The 23,905-nt window shown below is 42.8% G+C and carries 20 protein-coding genes; 6 read left to right on the forward strand and 14 right to left on the reverse strand.

The window, feature by feature from the left end; translation table 11 throughout:
- Nucleotides 1-42: 42 nt before the first annotated feature.
- Complete coding sequence (locus tag PNK_RS10555; RefSeq protein ID WP_059061955.1) at nucleotides 43-663, reverse strand: D-sedoheptulose-7-phosphate isomerase; 621 nt, start codon at nucleotides 661-663, stop codon at nucleotides 43-45.
- A gap of 367 nt (nucleotides 664-1,030) precedes the next feature.
- On the opposite strand from PNK_RS10555, the gene PNK_RS10565 reads away from it, so the two are divergent.
- Both PNK_RS10565 and PNK_RS10570 read left to right on the forward strand, forming a co-directional pair.
- Nucleotides 1,031-1,624: a thioredoxin family protein gene (locus tag PNK_RS10565; RefSeq protein ID WP_059061960.1), complete on the forward strand. Its 594-nt coding sequence runs from the start codon at nucleotides 1,031-1,033 to the stop codon at nucleotides 1,622-1,624.
- An 89-nt stretch (nucleotides 1,625-1,713) separates the two neighbouring features.
- Nucleotides 1,714-2,013 carry a hypothetical protein gene (locus PNK_RS10570; RefSeq protein ID WP_032124449.1) on the forward strand — a complete coding sequence of 100 codons (300 nt, stop codon included), beginning with the start codon at nucleotides 1,714-1,716 and terminating at the stop codon, nucleotides 2,011-2,013.
- A 237-nt stretch (nucleotides 2,014-2,250) separates the two neighbouring features.
- Here the strand turns inward: PNK_RS10570 and PNK_RS10575 are convergent, their stop codons facing one another.
- Nucleotides 2,251-3,003, reverse strand: a complete 753-nt coding sequence (locus PNK_RS10575; protein WP_032124450.1) for a hypothetical protein — start codon at nucleotides 3,001-3,003, stop codon at nucleotides 2,251-2,253.
- 878 nt (nucleotides 3,004-3,881) lie between these two features.
- On the opposite strand from PNK_RS10575, the gene PNK_RS10585 reads away from it, so the two are divergent.
- The gene (locus PNK_RS10585) at nucleotides 3,882-5,132 is read left to right on the forward strand and encodes a hypothetical protein (RefSeq protein WP_059061962.1); all 1,251 of its coding nucleotides are present in this window, start codon (nucleotides 3,882-3,884) and stop codon (nucleotides 5,130-5,132) included.
- A 212-nt stretch (nucleotides 5,133-5,344) separates the two neighbouring features.
- On the opposite strand, the gene PNK_RS10590 is transcribed toward PNK_RS10585, so the two are convergent.
- The 6 genes from PNK_RS10590 to PNK_RS10615 all read right to left on the reverse strand — a co-directional run bounded on the left by PNK_RS10590 (nucleotide 5,345) and on the right by PNK_RS10615 (nucleotide 10,095).
- Entirely contained in the window at nucleotides 5,345-6,007 is a 663-nt protein-coding gene (locus tag PNK_RS10590; RefSeq protein ID WP_059061965.1) for an RluA family pseudouridine synthase, read from the reverse strand.
- Nucleotides 6,008-6,021: 14 nt separating this feature from the next.
- Entirely contained in the window at nucleotides 6,022-6,834 is an 813-nt protein-coding gene (locus PNK_RS10595) for a TrmH family RNA methyltransferase (RefSeq protein ID WP_032124454.1), read from the reverse strand.
- Nucleotides 6,835-6,837: 3 nt separating this feature from the next.
- Nucleotides 6,838-7,689 (reverse strand): class I SAM-dependent methyltransferase, encoded by an 852-nt coding sequence (locus PNK_RS10600; RefSeq protein ID WP_032124455.1) that lies wholly within the window; start codon nucleotides 7,687-7,689, stop codon nucleotides 6,838-6,840.
- Between the two features lie 139 nt (nucleotides 7,690-7,828).
- A complete protein-coding gene (locus tag PNK_RS10605) occupies nucleotides 7,829-8,062 on the reverse strand; it encodes a hypothetical protein (protein ID WP_032124456.1) in 234 nt (77 codons plus the stop codon).
- Nucleotides 8,063-8,085: 23 nt separating this feature from the next.
- Entirely contained in the window at nucleotides 8,086-9,285 is a 1,200-nt protein-coding gene (locus PNK_RS10610) for an FIST signal transduction protein (RefSeq protein ID WP_051981748.1), read from the reverse strand.
- Nucleotides 9,286-9,609: 324 nt separating this feature from the next.
- On the reverse strand, nucleotides 9,610-10,095 hold the full coding sequence (locus PNK_RS10615; protein WP_051981749.1) for a CinA family protein: 486 nt from the start codon (nucleotides 10,093-10,095) through the stop codon (nucleotides 9,610-9,612).
- A gap of 535 nt (nucleotides 10,096-10,630) precedes the next feature.
- Between PNK_RS10615 and PNK_RS10625 the strand changes: the two genes are divergently transcribed.
- The gene (locus PNK_RS10625; protein WP_032124458.1) at nucleotides 10,631-11,662 is read left to right on the forward strand and encodes a Ppx/GppA phosphatase family protein; all 1,032 of its coding nucleotides are present in this window, start codon (nucleotides 10,631-10,633) and stop codon (nucleotides 11,660-11,662) included.
- 100 nt (nucleotides 11,663-11,762) lie between these two features.
- Here the strand turns inward: PNK_RS10625 and PNK_RS10630 are convergent, their stop codons facing one another.
- Both PNK_RS10630 and PNK_RS13520 read right to left on the reverse strand, forming a co-directional pair.
- Nucleotides 11,763-12,797 carry a hypothetical protein gene (locus PNK_RS10630; protein WP_059061967.1) on the reverse strand — a complete coding sequence of 345 codons (1,035 nt, stop codon included), beginning with the start codon at nucleotides 12,795-12,797 and terminating at the stop codon, nucleotides 11,763-11,765.
- Nucleotides 12,798-12,805: 8 nt separating this feature from the next.
- A complete protein-coding gene (locus tag PNK_RS13520; RefSeq protein ID WP_158021792.1) occupies nucleotides 12,806-13,153 on the reverse strand; it encodes a hypothetical protein in 348 nt (115 codons plus the stop codon).
- Between the two features lie 283 nt (nucleotides 13,154-13,436).
- Between PNK_RS13520 and PNK_RS10640 the strand changes: the two genes are divergently transcribed.
- Nucleotides 13,437-13,622, forward strand: a complete 186-nt coding sequence (locus tag PNK_RS10640; protein WP_158021793.1) for a hypothetical protein — start codon at nucleotides 13,437-13,439, stop codon at nucleotides 13,620-13,622.
- A gap of 158 nt (nucleotides 13,623-13,780) precedes the next feature.
- Here the strand turns inward: PNK_RS10640 and PNK_RS10645 are convergent, their stop codons facing one another.
- The 4 genes from PNK_RS10645 to nrdR all read right to left on the reverse strand — a co-directional run bounded on the left by PNK_RS10645 (nucleotide 13,781) and on the right by nrdR (nucleotide 15,973).
- Nucleotides 13,781-14,488: a hypothetical protein gene (locus PNK_RS10645; protein ID WP_032124462.1), complete on the reverse strand. Its 708-nt coding sequence runs from the start codon at nucleotides 14,486-14,488 to the stop codon at nucleotides 13,781-13,783.
- Nucleotides 14,489-14,497: 9 nt separating this feature from the next.
- On the reverse strand, nucleotides 14,498-15,028 hold the full coding sequence (gene lspA, locus PNK_RS10650; protein ID WP_051981750.1) for a signal peptidase II: 531 nt from the start codon (nucleotides 15,026-15,028) through the stop codon (nucleotides 14,498-14,500).
- Between the two features lie 2 nt (nucleotides 15,029-15,030).
- Nucleotides 15,031-15,396 (reverse strand): TraR/DksA family transcriptional regulator, encoded by a 366-nt coding sequence (locus PNK_RS10655; RefSeq protein WP_032124463.1) that lies wholly within the window; start codon nucleotides 15,394-15,396, stop codon nucleotides 15,031-15,033.
- Between the two features lie 88 nt (nucleotides 15,397-15,484).
- Nucleotides 15,485-15,973, reverse strand: a complete 489-nt coding sequence (gene nrdR / locus PNK_RS10660) for a transcriptional regulator NrdR (RefSeq protein ID WP_032124464.1) — start codon at nucleotides 15,971-15,973, stop codon at nucleotides 15,485-15,487.
- Between the two features lie 584 nt (nucleotides 15,974-16,557).
- Here nrdR and PNK_RS10665 point away from each other — a divergent pair.
- Nucleotides 16,558-23,841, forward strand: coding sequence for a hypothetical protein (locus PNK_RS10665; protein WP_059061972.1), 7,284 nt, complete (start codon nucleotides 16,558-16,560; stop codon nucleotides 23,839-23,841).
- Nucleotides 23,842-23,905 lie beyond the last annotated feature (64 nt).

Genomic DNA, 23,905 nt, shown 5'->3' on the forward strand with positions numbered 1-23,905 from the left:
GATCAAAGAGGCAAAAATCAAGTTTTAGCCCCTTAATGAACTCTAATCTAATGCAACCATTTGCGGACAAGAGGCTTCTGGTTGAGCATCTGTTAAAAACAAATGCGCTTCCACTAATTCAATAATCAAGTGAATGGCTGCCATATGCGCTTCTTGGATGCGGTCAGAAGTTTTAAACCCTTCAATGATGAGTTCGAGATCGGCAACTCCTTTCAATTTTCCCCCACTCTTGCCTAAGAAAGCCACAGTCTGCAAGCCTTGCTGTTTAGCTTGCTCAAAAGCCATGATCATATTGGGCGAATTCCCGCTAGTGGTCAATCCAATAAAGATATCACCCGGTTTTCCATAGGCCTCGATACCTCTTGCGAAAACCCATTCAAATCCCTTGTCATTAGCTGTACAAGTAATGTGTCCAGGCTCTGAAAGAGCAATGGCCGGAAGCGCTCGCCGAGCCCCTCGAAAATAGCCCGTCAGCTCTTCGGCAAAATGAGAAGCATCGCATAAACTTCCCCCATTTCCAGCTATAATAATTTTGCAACCCTTTTGAAAACAAGCGGCTAAAGCAGCAGCAGTCTCTTCCATGAATGCTATGCAACGGGGTTGCTTGAGTTGTTCAACAGCCTGAATACAATCATCAATGGCTTGTAATATTTTTTTTTTCATAAACAAACTTGAACTTAGATGAAATTAATCCTAAATAATGAAATCTATTGTTATCCACATGTCGTTAATTAAGCAAGAAGTCTATTTCCATTTAATCCTATTTTTTTTTACCTCTCCACAAATGATCGAAAAAACTGTTTTTAAATCATTTAAATTTTTATTTTCCAATATGAGTATTCATCTACCCCTCCCCTTGCTGCATAAACTGCTTCGGCATTTAATCGAAAATGGAAAATTTTTAGACGATTGATTATTAAATTTTGAGGCCATAGCATACGGATCTATAGATTCAAGTGTCAAAAAAGGCACAATGAAATGTTAACAAAATTCTATAAGTTGATTTATGCTTGCCATAATAAGGAGTCCCATGACAGATAAAAAAACCTATACACTGCCTTTAGGTTCTACCCCTCCTAACTTTCGCTTAAAAGGGACGGATGGAAAGTATTATTCATTAAGTCATTTTGCCCATGCCAAGGCACTCGTCATTTTTTTTACGTGTAATCACTGTCCTTATGTGATCGGATCGGATGAGATTACGCGTCAAACCGCAGAAAAATACCGTGATCATGGCGCTGTTTTTGTGGGTATCAATTCCAATAGCGCAATCACCTATCCCGAAGATTCTTTTCCTAAAATGATTGAAAGAATGGAAAAGCATCACTTCCCTTGGATCTACCTATGGGATGATACTCAAGAAACAGCCAAAGACTATGGCGCCTTGCGCACACCCCATTTTTTCGTTTTCGACAGTAATCATCGACTCATTTATACGGGAAGAGGGATTGACTCTCCAAAGGATGCCTCAAAAATGACCGTAAACGATTTAGACAATGCCTTAGATGATTATTTTCATCATAAACCCCTTCGAAAACCTCTGACCAATCCAATCGGATGCAATGTTAAGTGGGAGGGCAAGGATAAGCATTGGATGCCTGACGACGCCTGCGATCTTATTTAACCCACTAAAAATCAATCTTTTCTAATTGAGGATTATTAGGCGGATAGCATAAAATGAAGTTGCTTAATTTGAATTAAGTGAGGTGAAAGATGAAAGTATTCAAGTATTCTGTGATAGCTCTATCACTGCTGCTCATAGGAGCATTTAGCCCTGAATTGAGCGCGAAATGCCGTACATCGGTAGGCTTCAGCTTCAATTTTGATAATAGACCTCGCGTCTATCAACCGGCTCCCGTCCCAGTCCCAGCGCCTGTGGCCGTGCCAGTTTATGCTGCACCCGTGGGACCTGTTCCAGTCATGCAGCCCTATCCCTACTATGTTGCACCGCAGCCAGTCTACTATCCTGGCCCACAAAGAGTCTACGTAGAACGTAGCTATTGGAGACGTTAAATACAACTTACGTCCCCTTACGCATGAATAGTGCGGAACTTGGCAAGTGAAAGAATAGACGCCAGGCCAAGTCACGACTTGGCCGAGGTGTTAGCCTTTCAATCGACACGTTCAAGCATTATTCGTGCGTAACACTTTTTAAATTTGCAACGGTTGCAAATCTAAAATAGCTGGTAGGGATCATTAAATAGAATCTTTGACCTTAACTTTAAAACCATTACTGAATTTTTCATTATATTAGTTTATTTGATTTCCGTGCTCATTACCCTCTGTGTTATTGTCGAGGCATATATGATAGCTATTATGAATTCGAGCCCCTTCGGTTATTAAACCATTAGGAGTCCGAGTGATGCCGTTGGATACATAATGGTTACAGAAAATTTCATTCGGCTTTGGTTCTTGTGGGGGTCGGTTGTCAAAAAAATTATTCCTCTCATATTGAGCAAGAACTCCCAAAAAATGAGTTTCTGCCTGGGTTAGTTGACTAATCTCCGCCTGGCGTTGAATCATCCTATTCTGGTATTGAATAGCCTCTGCGCGGCATTGAATAAGCCCAACCGGATGTCGAATAATCTGCAGCCGATCATTTAAACTCAACTCTATTTGATTTTGTAAATCTACTCTATAAGCATAAATGAGTTGAATTTTCTTAATTATTCTATTCTTTCTAGAGCTTAGACTTTCTCCATAATGGCCTATTTCGACTGTTACTCTACTCCTTTCAATAAAAGCGTAGGTTGCACATACTGCTCCTACTAGAATACCCCCTCCAAGGGTTCCTATCACTGCCCCTTGTAGTGCAACAAGAAAGTTTGGATGCCATGTAACCTTCTCTAAAAAAGATCGGTTAACCGTTTGTTGAAGTTGCTCTTCTTGATTATCCATTCCCTGCAAAAATGGGCATAATGGAGTATTTTTCAAAGCTTTTGCGCTTTTCGCATACATTTCATTGTACGGAGGGGGCTGAATGGGGCGAGGATGAATAATCATTAAGTACTCTGTTAAATTATTTTTTGTTAAATTTTCAAAATTTCCAATATTTATAAAATGAAAGTCAAAAATTAAAAATTAAAAGAAAAACAACTTTCTTCTTAGTGTAAAGAGATAAATGTTGTGTACAAACGTTCCTCAATTCTTTGATCTTTGACTTCTCTCCATGGCAGTTTATAGACCATTGTCAGTAGCTATGCAAGGAAAGTGCAGCTATGCAAGGAAAGTGCGCCTTGTCCTATGCCTAATTGTAAACATTGCCATGATTGATACATTGATCACCAAATTTCGCTTATTTATTCGGCACTACAATGTCATAGTTCTACTCAAACCTATTCAAATTTTTAATCAAAAGCCATTATTTTTTTCTTAACTTATATGAAAAATAGTCCAAAATATGCAATAAAAATTAAATTTTAAATTGTTTTTTAAGTGAAATAGCATGGGTTTAATCTCTTATTTATCTTATGGCTGGAATAAACTTTTTTCTAGTCCAACTGTGGCTCCACAACAAGATTCTCAAGACTTAAAAGAATTTAAAATGATGATAAATCTAAGGCTATATGAAATACTGTTAAAATGGGTTCTTCGAAGAGATCGTTATGTGGATATATTCGAGACAAGAACATAGAATTTTCTTTTACCAGGCTGTAATGCAAGCTTAGCCTGTTTATAAGCTTATAGCAGAAGACCCCAAACTGAAAGATTTCGAAAGTTAAATTCAATTATTTCTAAAAAATTTTCACAAAAAAGTCAGTACTCGTTAAAAAAACGTTCTCTTTCATTCACGAATAGAATAGTCGTTTGCCTTTGCGAATAAAATCGCTCTCCTCTAATGTTCAGTCAAATCCTGATAGCTTTAAATGAAAGGACAAGCCATGTTGATTTCGCTTCTCGCATTTCTCTTAGCCTTTTTGACAAAATTTTATTTTATCTCTCTACCCGTCACCGAATCCGCCATTGCCATGATCACGGGAGGAACCGTTGTTTTATTGGCGGCCGCCCTCACTAGCACCCTCACTCTCCTTCCATTGGAAAGATTAGAACAAAATCTAGTCCCCAATCTCATGGAGCTTTTTCGCAAAGACCGTTGGCTGCAACTAGGCCGTTCATGGCTATTTCTGTTTCCTCTTCTTTCCTACGTCGCAGCCGCATTGCTGTATGCCGACCAGTTTGCCTTCAAGCATTGGCTTGTACCTGCCTGGATTTTCGCCTTCGGTATCAGCTTGGATGCCTTAAAAGAAGTGTGGAAAAGTATGCTCCGCTTTTTAAATCCGCTTTACTTGGTTAATTTATTCTCGCACGCTGCCAAAAAAGCCGTGCAAAATGAAAAGGATGAAGCCTTGTGGGGCTCTATCGATAATCTATCTGAGATGAGTTTAAGAGCCATCGATAAAAGTAAAATCGCTCTCAGCACCCAAACTTTGCAAGCCTTCCCTCCCATCATCCGTACCTTTTTCGCCTCATCCAAGAGCATCAGCCGCATCAATATCGACAAAGAAACAGAAAAGGCAACAGGTCGCGACGAAGCAAGCTATACCATCTTTTATTTACTGCAAAGGCTTGAGCTCATTAACGACCGAGCCCTCCAATCGCGCCTAGAAACGGTTTGCCGCCAAATGATCATGGTCCTTGGAAAAATCATCATCGCTAGCGCGAAATACGATCTCTCCATGGTGCCTTTCCCTACCCATTTCCTGACAAAATTCGGACTGAAAGCTTTGCAGCACCACTTTAGTGAAGTTACCGTCTTAACAACCAGCACTCTGCAAGAAATTGCCCGCACCATTTTGACAGAGATCGATATCACTTATTCAGAATTGCAGGAACCTTTTCAAGCGATCATCAATGGCCTAGATGCGATCGCCAAGGCAACATTTAAAAAAGACAAAAGCACAAGCATTAAAGTTCTCGTACAGCCTTTCGTCGATCTCAAAGCGCTTTTTCAGACAGAAAAAATGTCTAAGCATCCCGATACGCCTGTCATCTTAAGTGAAATCGAAAGGGTCATTGAAGAATTTACCGTTTTAGAGCAGGTGATGCGCTCGATTCCCCCTATCCCTGAATTAGGCGAAACGGGATTCTCTTCACAGTCCTCCTCTCCCGATACGATCACTCCTGCAAGCTAAGGCTGATAACGATCTGCGGGCTGAACAAAACTTCACCCGCGATGTCTTGGAAAAATGCCAGGAGTGCTAGGTAAAAAGCGGACTTTCCTAAGCAAATAACAATTAAATGTTTAAAAGCAAAGAGTTAACACAGAGACGGAAGCTGAGAAATGCAGAGGGAATGATAAGCTCCTTGCAGCTTTAAACTCTACACGTTTTATCCCTAGCTTGTGCTAAGGAAAGACAAAAGAAGAGGGTAAAAGAGCTTCAAATGTGCAAAGCTCTTGCGTGATCGGATGAGGAATTTGCAGACATCCGTGGTGCAGGGCAATGGCATGGGGCTCAAAGGCCTGTTGGCTGCCATAACGATGATCGCCTCGAATGGGGCAGCCGATAGTAGCCAGCTGGACCCGAATTTGATGATACCGCCCCGTTTCCAAATCGATTTCGAGCAACGCTCCTGCACCCCTCGATTCAACAAGGCGGTAGCTCAAGCGGGCTAGCTTGCCTTTGGGATGAGAAGAGGAGACAACTTGCGCATGAAAATCGTCATGAATGAGGAAATTTTCAAGCATTCCCGCAAGAGATGGGGGTGGACGATCCACCCATGCATAATAAAACTTCTTGGTCTGTTTGGCTCGTATGGCAGTATTTAGACGGGACAAAGCCTTGCTCGTTTTCCCAAAAACGACCAAACCACTTACTGGCTTGTCTAAACGATGAACGGCTTCCAAAAACACATTGCCAGGTTTTTGATAGGCTTCTTTCAGCCACGCCTTAGCCTGCTGTTCGAGGCTATCCTGCTCTGTGCCGCTTGGCTGCGTCAGCAACCCGGCTGGCTTGTTGAGTACAAACAGATGATTGTCTTCAAAAACGATAGAAAAAGGTGAAGTCATAACCGCCAACCTGGCTAACCTTGCTGCCTTTGGCGCAGTACTTCATAAAGAAGCAACGTCGTTGCCATGGCTACGTTTAAAGAATCGGCGACACCCATCATGGGAATGCGCACTTGCATGGTGGCTTGCTTCATCCAACGCTCAGACAGTCCGAGCTGCTCTGTGCCCACCGCAATCGCGACAGGACGAGTCAAATCCACCTGCGTAAATTCTTTTTCAGCATGCGGGGTAGCGGCCAAGATATCGATTCCCTGCTCGCGTAGCCACTCCAATGTTTCTTCCCCTTTTGATTCAACAGTTGGGACCGTAAACAGGGTACCAACACTTGCACGAACGACGTTAGGATTGTAAATATCTGTGCAGCGATCGCAGACAATCAATCCATCCACACCAACAGCATCGGATGAGCGCAAGATCGTTCCTAAATTACCTGGTTTCTCAATAGCCTCTGCCACGACATAGAGAGGAGCTGCAGGATTTTTAACTGCTTTAGACAGGTCACCTAAGCTCAATCTCCGCTGAGGAGCCACTGCTAACAAGCCATCCGGACGGTCCCGGTAGGAAATTTTTTTAAAAACCTTTTCAGTGCAGTGTAAAAGCTGTGTTCCACGTGACACCAAACGCTGAATAAGGGCAGGTTCATTGGTTCCAAGAAAAAGTTCTGGGCAAACGAATAGCATCTCAACTTTCCAGCCCCCATCGGCGGCGCGCAGCAGTTCGCGGTAGCCTTCGATCAAAAAATGGCCTGTTTGATCTCTTTCATGGCGGTCGCGCAGATGCAAAACTTGTTTGATTTTAGGATTCTGTACACTCGTTAGTTCCAACATCTTCTACCTCTTACCTGTCCATCTCGCATACGTTCCGCTCGGCACCTCTAACGCACCCTGGCCCGCTAAAACCATTTCACCTACATCAATTGTGCCCTCAATTCCTTGCATAGCCTGACTCAAAAGGTGTTGCATCACTAAAGGCGAGAAACCCGGTGTGTGGCAAGAAAAGAGAACAAAGAGAGGATTATCGCTTAGTAAATCGCGGCAATCTTGTAAGAGATTGACAATCTCGTCTTCAATTTTAAACAATTCACCTTTTGATCCCCGTCCAAAGCTTGGGGGATCTAAAATAATCCCTTCATAGCGCGATCCACGCTTGCGTTCGCGGGCCAAAAACTTTTTCACATCTTCGACAATCCAACGCACAGGAGCTTCTTCTAAACCATTCAAAGCAGCATTTTCCCGCGCCCACGCAACCATCCCCTTAGAAGCATCCAAATGGCAAACGGCAGCGCCGGCTTTAGCGGCAGCCAGAGTCGATCCGCCAGAATACGCAAATAAATTTAAGACGCGCGGCTTTGATTTAGCGTGCGGCTTTATAATGGCTTGAATCCATTCCCAAAACGTTTTTTGCTCGGGAAAAATCCCCAAATGCCCGAAATCGGTTGGCGAGATTTTAAAAATGAGGTTGGCGACTTCGATCTGCCATATTTCGGGAAGGGACTGAAGATTGGCCCAATTATTTTCCTGCTCCCTTGAAAAACTTGCATCTGCTTGATTCCACTTCGCAGCCGGCAACTGAGGCCTCCAAACAGCTTGGGAACAGGGACGAGATAGAACGTATGGGCCGAAACGCTCGAGTTTGCGCCCATCGCCACTATCGATTAATGCATAAGATTTGGAATTAGTCATAAAAGCTCTTATTTCAAATGACAAAAATCATAGCATAGAGCCGAGAAAAGCTACAAACTCAAAGCTTTGGTTCTTGAGATTAAACCCTTTAACCGAGGCGATTCACTGATTTTTTTAGAATGAATGCCAAACGGCGTATTTAGCGAATCAAAATTCTCGAATTGAGAATCCCTCCAATGATACCAACAAAGCCCGAATATTGCTTTAATTCACGGCAAATTTTTAGGGCCTCTTCTTTGGTAAATTCACTTTTAGGCGCAATATTGGCTTTTTGAAGAGTTTGCTTAAGGAGCTGCTGGGCACCTTCTACCCCCATGCTCTCTTTAAAGCAATCAATGAATTCTTTTAATGGAATTTTTACTTCTTCTTTCATGAAGCTGCCTTCTTATTGATCGTTCATTCCGGAAAAAGCATAATTACAGTAGTTGTATTATGGAAGCCGCTATACTGCCCCGCATCCATGGCAATTTCGCCGTAGGTTTCCCCGCCAATAAAAGGCAAATTCCCCAGCACTTTCTGTTTAGCCTTGACTGCTTGAGAAAATTGTTCTTGTAAAATCATCGCTCGGCAAGCGCAATCAAAAATAACCGCTCCAGCCAATTTAACACCCTTAGAAGCATGTAAAGCCATTTCAGCTGCTTGTCTTGCCGAATCAATCTGGTCTTGCTGACTGCTATCCATGATTTTGACGACAGATCCTTCCATCATGGAACAAGTAAAATTGAGTGAGCCATCTGGATTGCACGAGGCCGGGAAGCGAATCTTGTAATCAGAATCCGGCCCTGTCATCAACCCCACTTCGTATTCGAGCAAATAGTTGGAAAGCTCTTTAGAATTAAGCTTATCAACATTGACTCCTCTTCCACTTAAGTGTTTACGGACATGATTCTTCCAAACCTCCAGAGCTGGTTGATGATCGAATTCATAAATCACATTATCTTTTGACTTAGTCACTGTCAAGGGCTGAGAAATGGGCTTATGCCCGTGTTTGCAAGAAATAATTACGGGTAAACGAGAAGCAAGCAGACAGGCGCTCATCGCATTCGTCAGCACATGGCCATTGCCAAAGACGACTGTCTCGCGAAAATTCAGATTGTCCGCTGCTGCCGCTCCTGCAAATTTCACGTCAGGGCCGAGCACGCTCGATGCCGCCAACACGGTCTCCTCCCCCTTTCCAGCCAGTCCGTCGATAAATAAGATTGCAGCCTGATAAGGGTAGCCTTCAACTTCTTTAGGAAAGGCTTTAACCGCGTGTTCAACGGTTTTTAAAGGATCGCTCTTGATGTTTACTCCAACACCCGTAAAAAATCGATAGTCATCAGAAGCTATCATCGCACACGAAAGCCCCCTCTTATAGACCCCTTCATCCGAAAATTGACCGGCAGATGAACAGCCAATGATTGGAACGCTCTCCCCTACAACTTGCTTGACCCCTCTCAAAACGGCTGCATATTCATATTTGTCCGAACAAAATAAGATGACTAACTGAGGAGATCGGGGCAGTTGAATTTTATCGACAGCTAATTGAGCTACTTCTTTGCCAGCCTCAAAGCCATCTTCTACCATAACCAGACTTGTGACAAATTGCGTCTTCATATCTCCTCAGTGGTTGACAACCGGAGTTGTATAGATTAATAGCCTGCAAAATGGCCTTTATACAAAGGCATCATGGCTTATCCCTAATCATAATTTATTAAGTAGCAAGGCAATGATTCTTAAATTTTTAGATACCAATCAAAAAAACTTAATTATTTTGACAAACCGAATGATCGTCCCTACGGCCCATCACCTTACATATATTTTTTAAAGTTTTTAATCAATAAAACCATGCCGAAGTGCGAGGAGCTCGGATCGATGCTAAACAATTAAAAATCTTCATTCTGCGGCAGATATTCCGCCTCTCTTTACGACTTTCCTTTGCTATTTGTAGTTTCTAATCGAAAGCCATAGACGATTTAAAAGAGCCTCTGCCGCTTGAGCAATGATCGCCTCCCTTGAGCCCTCTAATTGAAAAGTCCACACCAAAGGAAGCTCTTGCCGTCTAGCTAAGGCAGCACAGATTGTTCCAATAGGCTTGCTTGCAGTTCCACCTCCCGGCCCAGCGATTCCGGAAACGGCTAAGCTATAATCACTACCAGTCAGCCGCAATACCTCTTGCGCCATTTGACTGGCAATAGGTTCGCTAATGGCGCCATATTCATTCAAGATCGACTCATCGATGCCAAGAAGCTTCACTTTCACCTCATTCGAATAGGCGACGATCGACCCCAAAAAATAATTCGAACATCCTGGCATGGACGTCAGGCGAGCCGCCAAAGCACCGCCCGTACAAGATTCGGCTAAACTTAAGGTCCATCCCTTTTCAATGAATGCGCTTTGAATATTTTTTACCAATGTATCAGACATACAACCTTCAAAATTTTTTAATAATTAAATAGATTAAGATACAATTAGCGTAAATTGATAAAAAAGCCTGCTTATCAGTTGCGACCGATGCAAACGGTGATCGGTCGTTGGCGATTAAATACCTATCCCTTTTCATGCAAATCCTTGCACAATTCGGCATCGGCTCTTCGAGTTTAAGAACCTTAAATCAAGTTTTACATTCGACAGGCAAACATATTTGAGTACAATCATTAACTCTCGTTTAGATGAGAAAATCAAAACGAGAATCTTCAAAAATTTAAATCGGCTTCTCGCAAAAACACAAGAAAAAATTCTCGAGAAATTTTTTACGATTGAACAGATGATACACAACCAGTTAAGCCTGTTTTCACACACCAAAAAAATGTTCGCTTTGCAAACTTTTAGAGAAGATACGTAAATGGCGATTTCTCTCACAGTGAAACAAATGAGCGGGCCTAAAACCTGGCACTAAACTTGCAATGATATCTTCAGCTAGTCGATGGATGCGACAATCCATAGATGGAAAGGAGAGGTCATGAGCCGTTTATTATGGTGGTTAATCGTTGTTTTATTAGTCGCCTTGTTAGCGTGGTTCTGGATACCTAAGCATGCAGTGGAATCGAGGGGTGAGGTGCGTGCCGCGCTAGATATTGGATCGGGTGCGACCAACTTAAAGGTTGCAAGAGTCGATCCACAAACAAACAAGATCATCTCTCAAATCTTTGAACAATCGATTCCCGTTCCCTATCAAAAGCATCTTGAGCAATCCGGGAATAACACGTTCGATAAAGAGGTGATGGATCAAGGCATTCGAGCCATTCGCGCTCTTAAAGAAGTAGCTGACAGCTATCAATCCAAAAAAGTGATTGCCGTCGCAACAGCCGCTTTTAGGCAAGCGACCAATGCTCAGGAATTTGCCAATGAAATCGAAAAGCAAACAGGCGTACAGGTTCGCATTATTAATCAAGATGATGAGGGTGTCTTAGCCTTTAGGGGTGCCCTAGCCTTGTCTTCAGCACAACCTGAAGAAACAGTCGTTTGGGACATTGGTGGAGGCAGTATGCAGCTGACTACCCTGACAGAAGCGGGTACATATTTAGTGGAAAAAGGCAAAACAGCTTCTATTCCCTTTAAAAATGCGATCATTCAGCAAATCCAACAAAAGGATTTAAATGTTGTCCAAACACCTAATCCCATGAGCTTAGCCGATATGGATCAGGCCTTGCAATATGCGGGATCGCTCGCCTTGCAAACGGATCCTTATATCAAAGAGAAAATCCTAGCTCCTACAACTAAAGTATTGGCTGTTGGAAGCTTATTTAACTACGGAATCAGACCTGTAGTAGAGAACAAAAAAGATGTACAGGAAGGTGAGCTTGAAAAGGCTGTGCGGGCCATGGCAGGTAAAACCGATGAACAATTGCCTGGCGGGGCTTTAGCAGAAGTCGCTGTCTCTAATCCCTTATTGGTTCTCGGCTATATGAAAGCCCTTCAGATTCCACATGTTGAAGTGCTCCAAGTAAACAACGCCGATGGAGCGCTCACCTATCCCCCTTACTGGGAATAGTTGAGCCACTTCCATTCTTCTTTCCGGGCTCGCCCGCAACCGGGGCGAGCTTCTGACATTTACGCAAGCGTGAACTAATCTCAAGATTTAAACAGGCTCATCAGGCTTCAAAGACCAGTCCCCAACAATAGGAGGCTTCCCGCCTTTTGATCTCATCAAACGGCACCTCTGTGATGCAATCGTCGTCACATTTTAGCCATTTATCTGTACCAAGAGTAGTTTCGATGCGGCGATAAAGATAGCTATGACGCATTCCTGCAAATGATTCTCGATTGCATTGAATCTGCATTAAGCGTAACGGAGCCCTATCCTCGCCCAATTCAAGACTTTCTTTCAAATCGACAGGATGTTGCTCATAGTTGACGCCTCCATTGTTTCCAACAGTCGTGCGTAAGATGTCAACTTTCCAAAGGGTTGGAAGCGCTTTATTTTGCTCCAGTGATTCTCGCAAGGCCTCATCGCGCGCTACGAGCAGGGTGATGTCTTGCACCTCTCTTAGAGGCAAATTATCCAACGTTAGACGCAGATGACCAATCGGGGGCGCCGTCTCGGGATCAGGCCACATTTGATAAAAGCCGCCACAAGTCTCTGAACCGATCGTAAAGTCCTCTTCTTCCAGCAAGAGCCGCAAAAAATGGTAAAATTCAAGCGAGTCGCAAGGAGGAGCAGAAAAAAGCAAAGGAAAAACACGCTCTAAAATTTTTGCAAAACGGGATGTCTGGTTCCATCCCAAAGCTCCTAACCTATCCTTCAACTCCCGAACTTCCCCAAGGCTTAAATTCACTCCTTGACGCAGCTTCTGAAGCGATTGGCAGAAAGCGTTTTGCAGCAGCTTTCTTTGTTGAAAGTGGCTGAGAGACTCGCCTGCCTGTCTATTCAGTGGTCGATTAAACATTTCATTATAAGCATCAGAGGCGGCTAAATCTTGCAGGACTAATGCCATATAGCACGTATTACCCCCATTGGGGATGCTTCCTGGAGGCTGAAATCGATCAACAGGCAATAGCTCAAAGCCATTCAATAGAACAAAATCCTGCCTTTGAAAAAGCAGGTTTATTCGTTCTCGAAGCGAGTTGCAAGCAGCGGAAAAAACATGATAGCTGTGAATAAAAGGTGAAAGAATAACCTGCATCATGATTCAACTCACAACTTGTTTTTGATTAAATAATAACATAGGCCCACGACTGGAAGTGCGCCTGTAGCCAAACTCAATCCTGTCACAACGGGCGATACATTAAAAGCCGCTGCCAATCCAAATGCCGCAAATACACCCGCCCCAACTATGGCAACCGTCGCCGCAATAGCCAACACAGCCAAGGCCATTATGCCTTTTGCAAGTGTTCCGATTGCGCTCGCAGGCATTCCACTTGCCGCACGATTAGTCGGTAGAACGCAAACAGACTTGCCATTTGCAAAAGTGCCGGCCGGGCTAGACTGAGATACTGTCTGGAAGCTCGGGCTTGATGTTATATTTTGAATAGAAAAGCTCAACTTAACACCTATGTTGTTTAAATAAAAACAAAAATATAAACAAACATTATTAAGAAAATATAAATTATAATTACAATTCAAGCAAATAACAACTTTATATAAAACACTGCAATTAAGGGAAGTCGCTCCTTCGAACATGAGAGCAATTAATAATTTTTTAAAATCGACAGAAGGACAAACCCAACTGAATACCATTTGAAAATTGGGGTACGGCAATCCCAAGCAGCCAACGCTTTAGAGCCAAGCTATTCCATTTCCCTCTGGCGTCTTTCAATTGAGACAGTTGATTGAAAAACATGGCTCGGTGGCCTGTTCAATATCAGAAGAGCTTGGTGAGCACGAAATCGTCATCGATAGAATCAATGATGATTTAGCCTCAATTCGCGATCCCTTTCACGGCTGGCACATTGAAATTCCAACCTCAGAACTATTAAAAAAAGTACCGATTCTCGACTCCACTGTTGTTTAATTTTATGACATTACTTGCAATGACAGCTAGTCAATTATGCAGCAATCCATAGAGGGAAAGGAGAGTTCGTTTAGTAGGGTGGTTAATTACCATTTAGCCGCCTTGCTAGCACGGTTTTTGGATAAGCAACTAATACATTTAGGGAAAGCTTAATCGCCTTATTTGTGATGGAGAACAACAAGCCCTTTGGCTTGCAGTTGAGGATGTTGGTTTATCCAACCAAAGCAAGTCTTCCCGAGCCGAATAGGGACGTTGACGCGGTTGTTTTCGACTAAGAATGGAGTGGCCGTCGTATGATCGCGCACCCATTTTTGCATGCGCTTGAATAGGACCGTATTGGGGAATTCTTCGCTTTCACGCACCTGCTTAACTTGGCAAGCAGCATCTTGAAAAAGCTGAGGATAAGAAAATTGAATTCCCCATTGAATACTATTTTGTCCAAGAACCATGGAGCGAAATTTCCCATCCACTGGAGAATAATCGAAACGGTGAGACTGCAATTGAATCACTGGACGCTCTACTCGGATTAGTTTCTGCTGATTCGGTAAAACGACTTCGTACAATGCATCGGTACTTGTTGTGAACACTGTTGAAAAGTAGGGTCTCGCCCGCTGTTCGTCTGGAAACTCGCCGCGTTTCAGAGCCTCGATATAACGTCCATACTCAGTCAGAAAGGCTGCCTGCGTCATTTCCCCTTCTGCGGAAGGTAAAACGCCGCTGACAGAGAAAATCCAAAAATCTCCCAATGCCCGAAATAAATCCTCCATCTCATCAATATCGAGTAAAACCGGGCACTTCAGCCACTTAGAGGCTTGAAGTGGAGGGGCTGCTTTAAAACGGACTGAGAGAGGAGGATGAACAGACATAAGGAGACTTTAATCTTTAAACCAGGAAATGACAAACAAAAGTCCAATTCCTATTGAAATTGCACTGTCTGCCACATTAAAAATAGGGAAATCATATCCCCAAAAAACAAAATGAAGCATGTCAACGACATGGCCATACAAGAAAAAATCAGCAACATTGCCGACAGCCCCAGCGATGATCAAAATCAAGGGGATTTGCCAGCTAGAATCGCGGTTAAAACAAAAAAGATACACGCACAGCCCAGCAATTAATCCCATCCGCAAAATCACAAGGGGGAGCTGATAATTGCCAAACATTCCCCATGCTGCCCCTTTATTGGTCATGTGATTGATTGAAAATTCAATCCCTCCCACATTTTTAAAGATGCCAATACCACCGTACGGATACCAATACGCAACAGAATCCATTAATGGAATAAACCGATAAACCAAAAATTTTGATAATTGGTCGGCTAGCAAAATAGCCATACCGATCAAAATGGCTTGGTAAACAAGCTTCCTGCGGTTAGATGCCATGATGACAGGAGAATGCTCACACATTACTAGAGCAGGCCTTTTTCAAATTTGTCTTGCGCTTTAACCGTCATCGTCGCATAGGGAACGGCTTCTAAGCGTGCAATTGGAATGTCTTCTCCGGTAATATCGCAGATGCCGTAAGTGTTCTCTTCCATTTTCTCTAAAGCACGGTCAATCTGTCTTAAAATGCCATATTCCTTGCTCGTCACCTCTAAACTAATCGTGCGATCGAAATCGTCCGTTCCCTGATCTGCCTGATGCTGAGAATAACCAGTCGCCTCGTCAGGAGTCTTGACTTCTGCTGTCGATCCCTTTAACGAATGAGTCAACTGCAAGCGCATTTCCTCTAATCGCTTTTTAAACTTTGCAATTTCCGCCTTTTTTAGTGCCATGTTGCGCCTCCTCTTCAGTTGCGGCTTATCAATTAGCTAATATTTGGGGCCTGTCAAAATGTGACGACAGGCTCTAAAACAACGAAGCCTATAACAAACCCTTTAAATCGAGCAAGGATTTGTCTTCATCTTTCCACTGAATTGTTTTGATGGCCTCTTCTAATTCCCCTAAATCTTTGAATCTCTTATACACACATGCAAAACGGATATACGCAATCGGATCTAGGGCTTGCAGGTGTTTCATGACCATCTCTCCTAAGCGTGTCGTGCTGATCTCTTGAACCTGCGCTTGCATTAACTCATTAGTAATATGCGCCGCTAAAACAATCACCTGATCATGACTGATCTTCGTATGCCGACAAGCCGCTGCTAATCCATTGAGTAACTTCTGCTGCTGAAAATCTTCGTACGTTCCATCCCGCTTCTTAACTTGCACGGTCAATTCAATGGTTTCAAACGTCGTAAAACGCTTAAAACAATTCAAACATTCACGCCTTCTCCGAATCGCATTCATTTCAGCTGCATCGCGAGAGTCCGTCACTTTCAGTCCCTCAAAGTGACAAAAGGGACACTTCATCGACCTATCCTCCACCATCCAAAGAATCGTCTATCTAGCCTACTTAAATTAAGTACACTCAAATAAATCGAAAAATCATTTTAATCAAATAAATTTAACAAATTCTTTAATTTATTATATCTAAAAACTAATTATTTTTCTCTCATTTTAGAGATTATCTTCCCATCTCTGAAAAAGAAACCTTTAAGCCCCTTCCTTTACCCCCAGAGTAGGATCGAGTGCTGAAAATATCTAAGCCACACTTTACAGTCTAGCAAAATTTAGACGCTCGCCAAAAACAACCTCAAAAAGAGCGGATCACTCTCATTCTCATCCCAAACAACGACCCGCGCAACTAAAATTCCCTACACCGCAAAGCAAATTTTTAATTAACTTTAAAATAAAATAATTAGATTGATTTCAATCAAGTTATTTTATTTAATCAATTAAATTCAAATTTTCAACCTATTTAATACCATACATTTTTCTTTAAAAGTAAAATCGTCTAAGAGCACAGCTTTCTTTTCCTTTAATAGTTAGTAATGATTGATTAAATTAAAGAGTGTGCAATCATTTGCATCTTAATAATAAAGATAGGAATCCCTATGACTCCCTCTTCTTTTCTTCTTTTTCCAGCCAACTCATCACTTCTTTCTTATCTTGAACAGCTCGCTGCCATTTCCATTCAAACCGCAAGCCACGATTCAAAAGCCCCTCCCTCGTCTGGTAAAGCCCCTTTTCAATTACCTGCTTTTTCGGATGAGGATAACATCTTATTAGAACTTGAAGAAGCAGGCATCTGCGATGAAGGAGGCAATCCGACTCTCTCCTATGAGAGGCTGTTATTTACCCCATTATCTTCTAAAAATGAAGAGGATTTGCCAACCCTGGAGGCGGTCTATCATTTCTTGCATAAACAGCGGGTAGTCCAAAGTCAAATAGGAGATGAACACGATCTCTTTCAAATCCCTTTTTCATTTTTTGAGTTATTGACCCATCTTAGCCATGTCAGTCAACATCCCTCTATGCATCAAAAAACGTACACCTCATTTGCCATTGACGACTTTGAGTTAATTGGACGCTATCTCATCGAAATGTTAGGCGACTATCCCTTTATTAAGAGCTGCAAAGCTCTTTTTCCTACCATCCCTCACCAACGCATTCACCAGTGGTTTTCTTCCTCATTCATCCAAGATTTTTTTACCCAGCAGACAAGTGACATTGATCTAAGAGAAATCAACCAGGGGACGATCGATCATCAGGTGAATTTGAGCCAGAATGCCCAGAATTTTTTTACCGATCGCATGCAAAATTTTCAGGCGGAGACTTATTGCCAGTTTTTAAAGACTTTCAACAAAGGAAAATATGGCTCTTTGCACCCCTCTTCCTACCTAGTGCGGACGCATAGCCTATTAGAATTTGGAGGAGTGACCAAGAGAAAGATTGTCAAGAATGAAGATAATCAATACACCATTTTTGGCCTAAAAACCGACGAGCGCCCTTTCGAGCTCATCTCTGTCGGGAGAGCAGAAAGCAGCAACAATCAAACGGGCTTAAAAAACACCTGTTTATCCAGCTCCAATTGCTGGACAGCATCGCTCATTCCCTTCTTGGATATCGAAGCTGATGAGGTCCAGCTTTCTATACGTACAGGTCCATTTAGAACCGTCCAAGCCTTGATCGGCCTACTCACTAACAGCTCCTTTATTCTAGATCCGTCTGTCGATACATGGCTCCGCTACCTAAGAGACTATTCCCGCTCTCTTCAGTCAGAAGAAATTGAACAGAAGATGGTCTATCAACTCTTTAAAAATAAAATCTCCTACTTCCAGTCGAAATTCGAACACTCAAACAAAATTGAAACGGACACAACCTCTAGCCAAAGTATTCAAAATATCACAGAGTTCTCCGATAGCCACTACCTGGCTTGCTTGCTCGAAGATGAAATAAAAAAAAACCACCTTACAGACGAGGCGATCGATCCAGCTAAAGCCATCAAAATCCTCCTACGTGCTTGTCTTTCAATTCAAAGTACGCATCCCCTTAAAGACGAAGAGATCGCCCTCTTATGGCAATTGCTGGAAGATAAAGAGCTCCTAGAGCTTCAATCCAATTCCAGTCAATCATTTCATCTAGCCCTCAAGCAAGCCATCTTGGATAAAAAAATTCCTTTTAGCATCGTCTCGACTTGGATCGGATTCCTGGCTCACACGTTCGCTCCAACGTCTCTTACCCATCACGGCCGCAAAGACAAAGAACGCAATCCCGTCTTCTGCCTCAAATACCCCTTTTCCATGCGATTACCCGCTACAGTGCAAGCCTATGATGCCCTCATGCTGTATTTAAACAAGAACGGGAGTGACGGCTTAGTGCAATTGTATCGAAGCCTGGAACCTTTTTTTGAGGCACAGCCCTACCCTTCCCCCATCAAAGATTGCCTCCTTCATTTAAAGGGAGATCCCAAGGAGCTCGCTAAATGGGGCGATGTGTGCTTAAACCACTCTGAACCTTTCCTTCAATTTGTTGGCGCACAGCTCTACTTAATGGCCGCCCCCTATCAACTCAATCAAGGCCAAGTATATCGCCTATTCTACGCCCTTCCCTCCCTCTTAGAAACGCAATTGCCATGCACCCAGAATCACTTCCTAAGCCAACTGCACCAATTAGCTTCGGCCTGCAAGATGCCTGCCTATCAGCAAGCCTTAAACGAATTGGATCTGAGGAATCTCTCGCTGTTTAACTGGATGGGAGCTCTAATGGCGACTAAAGATTCGGAGATGATAGAGATGGCTGGTTTTTTATGGAAAAGCCATCCCGCATTCGAAGATACCTCTCTCAAAAAAGAAATGGGATTGGCCCTATTGCAAGCCTTAAGCCTTTCCCTACCCTCAAAAGGATTGATGCATTTAAGCGGCCTTATCGATCTAAACCTGCTCAATGAAGAGGAAGCCTTAAAAGAATTTCTCGGCTTATGCAAGCGCTTTCAAGACTGCAAAATTAAGCTCAGCCACGCAGAGCTTATCGATTTTCAAACACTATTGAAGTATATACTCGCCAATCCACTCACCATTGACGAGTTAGAACGTAAAACAGAATTCACCAAATTTGCGCTTAGGCTCATCTCACTGCTCTATCTCGTTCCAAACCAACAAGCAGCAACCGATGAGTTGCTGCTAAATCTCAGTGAGCAAAGTCTTTGCCATGCCGCTCCTTTAGCAGAAACTTGGCTCACAAGGCTCGAGCAGCAATGCAACGCCCCAGTACCTCCTACCCTTGCCATCTCCGTGCGTTTTTATGAGCTTGAAAGAAAAGAATTCTTGAAAGGAATGGACGCAAAATCCCCCCGTCTTCAGGAATTTAAAATTAAACTCGGAATGCTCTTACTGGAGGAAAACTCCGAGCTAAGCAAAAAAATGCTGGAAGATTTGATTAAAAGCGATCTAGAGGCAAGCACTCTTCCCTCTTTGCATGGATTTTTAACAACATTTCTGACAAATGCATTTACAGATAGCTTGGCGACAGAAAATATTGCGCTATTGAAGCATCTCATCCAGATTACTCCAGCAGACAAACGCCAACAAACATCAAAGCTGCTCCAGATGGTTTGTCTAAAGGCCAGTGCAGTGTCCCCTTCAGAAATTGGTCCCCAACTAGAAGCCTTGGATGCACTTTTAATCGCATCAGACTTATTTAAAGAGGCGAGCGGCTGGCGCAAAACGTTATTAACTTATTTGAAACAAAGCGCCATCCCTTCCTCTTCCACCCGCCTTCCAGCCGCATGGATGATTTGTGAACAGGCTGTAAATCTGCCTGGCAAGGCTTCCGACAACCAGCTGCTGATTCAGACCATCGCCATTTTGTTGGCGCAAGCCGAAGCTTTCAACACATCCCCTTCTGAAGCCATGCAAAGCTGGCTAAAGAAACGGTATGCTGCGGTTGCAAACTACTTGAATGAACAAAATGATTCCTCTAAGGCCTCCATTTTTTTAAAGGCCGTTCATCGCCTAAGGCTAGTCGAAGAACAGTCCATTTTTTACGGGCACATTTGGAAGACTTGCCAAAGCTATCTCTTTGCCACAAATGTGGCCTTACCAGACATTTTGAGCCTGCTTCAACTCGCCTCCTTTGAAAACTTTAGGCAGCAACTGATAGCCAACGATCTCGCACCCCTTCAAATTCTCATCGATCGCTTACTAATAGAGGAAGAGTTACCCTCCACAATGGAAGCCGGCCGCTGGATTGAGGCCTGCTGGCCCCTGATTAGCCAAGAAGTAGATCTCAAAAAAAATGAATACAATCTTCTCCTCTGCCTGAACCGTCTTGTAGAAGGCCAACTGTATCGAGAAGCACTCTCATCCCTGCAGACTTCTCTTCCCTGGATAACTTCTTCGCAAGACTTTCAAAATCTTTGGGTTAAATTAATAGAGAAGCTCCAATGCCAATCCTCTTTGAACATGTTAAATGAACTCTTTTTGAGCCAGGAAGCACAAAACTTATTTAAAGACTCATTATCTCCTTTAAAAGAGTTGGCCAAAAAAGAAGTCGGAAAACGGCTAAGCAGCCCTTCGATGGCTCAAAATCTACAAATCATTTTGCAATTTTTATCACTCTATCAATTTAAAGATGCTAAGCTATGGTTCGAGTTTTCTACTCAGCTGCTCTTATCCCAAGATAAAAAACTCATCGAAGACAGTTTTGAAGCCTTTAAATCAGAGGAAAGCTGTATGCTCCACGACCCTCTTTTAAGAGCAAGCTGCTGGGCCAATTTCTTTAAAAGCCTCTATCCAATCTCTCCTACACGACTTTTAACCTATTTAGATGCCCTTCCAGATTTAATGCCGCTTTTTTCACATTTGCCTGCCAACGAATCATGGGAAGCCTATCGCTTTGTTTTTCTCAGTGCAATAACTTCACTTTCTACCAAGGCGTTTAATCAAGATCTCTTTGCAAAAATCTGTGCTGTTAAAAAAGAGTTCGTTGCTGCATTCAAAACAGAAAAAAGCTCTACATCAGAGATTGAGACAAACCTCCATCTATGGAAATTCGATCTCGATTGCCTCCTGATTCAACAACTCCAAACTTTAAAAGATTCTCAATGTTTGGAAGCACTCTGCGAACTCATTCAGCCTTATCTCTCCCAACTCGATGATAAGCCTGAGGTCTACAGTCGAGTCATTGGGAGTGCGGAAAAGGTCATTAAGTCCTACCTTACTTTAGATCTTCCTACTAACCATTCGTTACATGAACAAATCCATTCCCTTCTGATACAAGCCGAGCATCAAAATACCTTCCCAGCTGCAGCTTGCTCGCGAATTCTGATTGCCATAAAAAAACAGCACGCAAATTGCCTTTGCAATAGCATCAGGCTCATGCGTAAAATTTTAACCCATGGAAGCATTGATCAGAAGCTGCAGCTGAAACAACCTTTGCTGACACTCCTGCCAGCGGCCGCCTCCACTGCCTCAAGAATCGAACTCATAGACATTTCCCAGCTCTTAGAATCGGCCTTTAAAATTATTAAATTCTCATCTACAGAAAAAACTGTTCTCAGCGGACACTGCCTCAACCAATATCTGGACCTTCAATTAGGTAAAACCATCCCTTTGCAAGAACTCGAAGACGTTCTTAAGTTTTATTGTGACTGGGCTCCTCACATATTTGCCGACCCCAAAGCCTTAAAAGAGACAGTCTTAAAAGCAGCCTTGATAGCCCTTCCCTTTGGAGCTGTCGAAGTCGCTGATTTCCAAGACGAAGCGCAATTTTCTCTATTTGTAAAACGTATTTTAAACGTTAAGTATCATCCACACATCAAACGCCAAGAAGCGATTTATCAAGAGAGCTTAAAACACTATGTAACATGGTGCATTCAAGCATGGAAAAAACTGGGAGTGCGTAAAGATTTCCTGGTTGCAGCATTCGATGAATTTATCTATCAGGAAATCATCCGTACATCCAAAAAAGAAGTTTCTCTTGAGGCCTTGTTAGAAGAACTCGATGAGTTTATCTACTTTGGCCCTCCCGAGCCTCCCCATATCATCAGTCCTGCCGATCAAAACAATGTACAAGAAGTCATTTACGAACAACCATTACAAGTAAGAAGCAAAAAACTGGTAAATTTCGCAAACGGGATAAAAGTCCTTGATAAGCGATCCGAAAAGTTCGTCGAATACAGCATCTATTTAAATCTCAATTCATCTTATGAAACGACTGGTAAAGTTGCCTTGCAAATGACTTCTAAGGCCGTTGAAAAACTCCTCGCCTATGGTACCGGCTATAGCATTTTTCTCAGCACGCAAGCATTTTGCGAATTACAGGGTCTTTCGCATGTTTCAGACAGTAAAAGATTATCCGGCTACATCGATCAGATTGGAAAAGCAAGCTGCAAACATCCGTTAACCCTCATCAACAAACATACTTTATTATACCATCTCTACAAAGCCATTCCCCTCTCCTGCCCTCCAGACACTCTTTCATCGGAAGGAAAAACCTATTTTTCTCGCATCTATCTGATGCAGTTCCAGAAAATATGGAGTGTTTATCAAAAGATGGAAAAAACAGCTTCTGTAGACTATCAAGCCTATTACTTGAAACTCTCCTTAGAGACTCTTCATAGTGCTTGTCTTTGTCACGGGGACAATAGGCGCTGGGAAGACTACATCGAACCTTTAACCCTCATGCTACCGGCTATTATCCGTCTGGATGCCATAGAGGTGGATAGAGAAAATGAAAAACTGGAGGCCCCTCAGATCGGCGAACTCACTGATTCTTTCTTAGACTTCCTCAAAATTGCTGTCCACGCATCGGATTCAACCTTAAAATTAAAAGATAAAAAACTCATTTCCTCGCTCTTCATCAAATGGCTAAACGCTTTAATGGAGATCGAGTCTAAAAAAGAAGGGAGACGTGCATGCCGCCTCATGTGCTCAGCCTTTACCGAATGCCTAGATACTCCTATTTTCCACTACACTCAGCCTAAAACCGTTGAATGCTTGAACAAGGTTCTCGACTGGATGCCTAAGTACTTGACATATTATGAAAATCCAAACGTTGAATACTTGCGACTGCGATTCTTTAGCCATGAATTGCTCAACGACTACCCCTCTTATTTACAAGCTGTCGCAAAGCTCTCTACAAAGGTGCTTTCCCAGGAAGTGTTAACCAAAGCTCCAGGATCCATCGGCTTTATTACCTATCTAATCGCGCGCCTGCCAAATACCCCCGTTCAAGAAGTCCTCGAAATGAGGAATTCCGCTCTTATCTCTTTCTTGGACCTGCTTATCTCCGCCCTAAAAGAATTCAAGATCGATTCATTTTCGGAGGCAAGCAATCAAATAGTCTCGCTTCTGGAGCTTGCGATCGATCAACAAATGCTCACAGAACACAATCCTGAAGCAGTCAACGTTTTTGAGGTATGCTGCGAGTGGATCAACCCCAACCTAGAGCATTCATTCGATCCCGATTTAATGCTTATCAGACTAGAGTTTTATCAAAAATCGCGCTGCTCAAACGATTATGCCAATTACTATCAAGAGTTAAGAACGCTCATGAAGCCTTTAAAAGAACGGATCATTCTAGAACAAACGTCCGCCATCTCTGACCGCTTCTTTAAACTCCTTAGCATAATGCCACGTCCCAATGCCTTACCGCCTAAAAACCTTTTAATTGCCCAACCGGGCGATCTTTTGGTCGAGTGGATTACAGTCTTGCGCGAACCCTTTCAGCCTCTTGCCACGTGGCAAGACCTGCGAATTTACACAGTTCGACTTTACGAAAGGGCTTCGCACTGTCCTATTTTTAAAAACCATCTGACCCAGATCCTGTTGATCATCAATCAAACCCAGTTTGTTAATCTCCCCAAAACGGAGCAAAAGAATCTATTACTCAATTAGCTAAAATAGCGACTTAGACATCAACAATGGGCTTTTCTCCAAAGAAAAGCCCATTTTTTAGTTT

Source organism: Candidatus Protochlamydia naegleriophila (genome assembly GCF_001499655.1).
Lineage (GTDB): Bacteria > Chlamydiota > Chlamydiia > Chlamydiales > Parachlamydiaceae > Protochlamydia > Protochlamydia naegleriophila.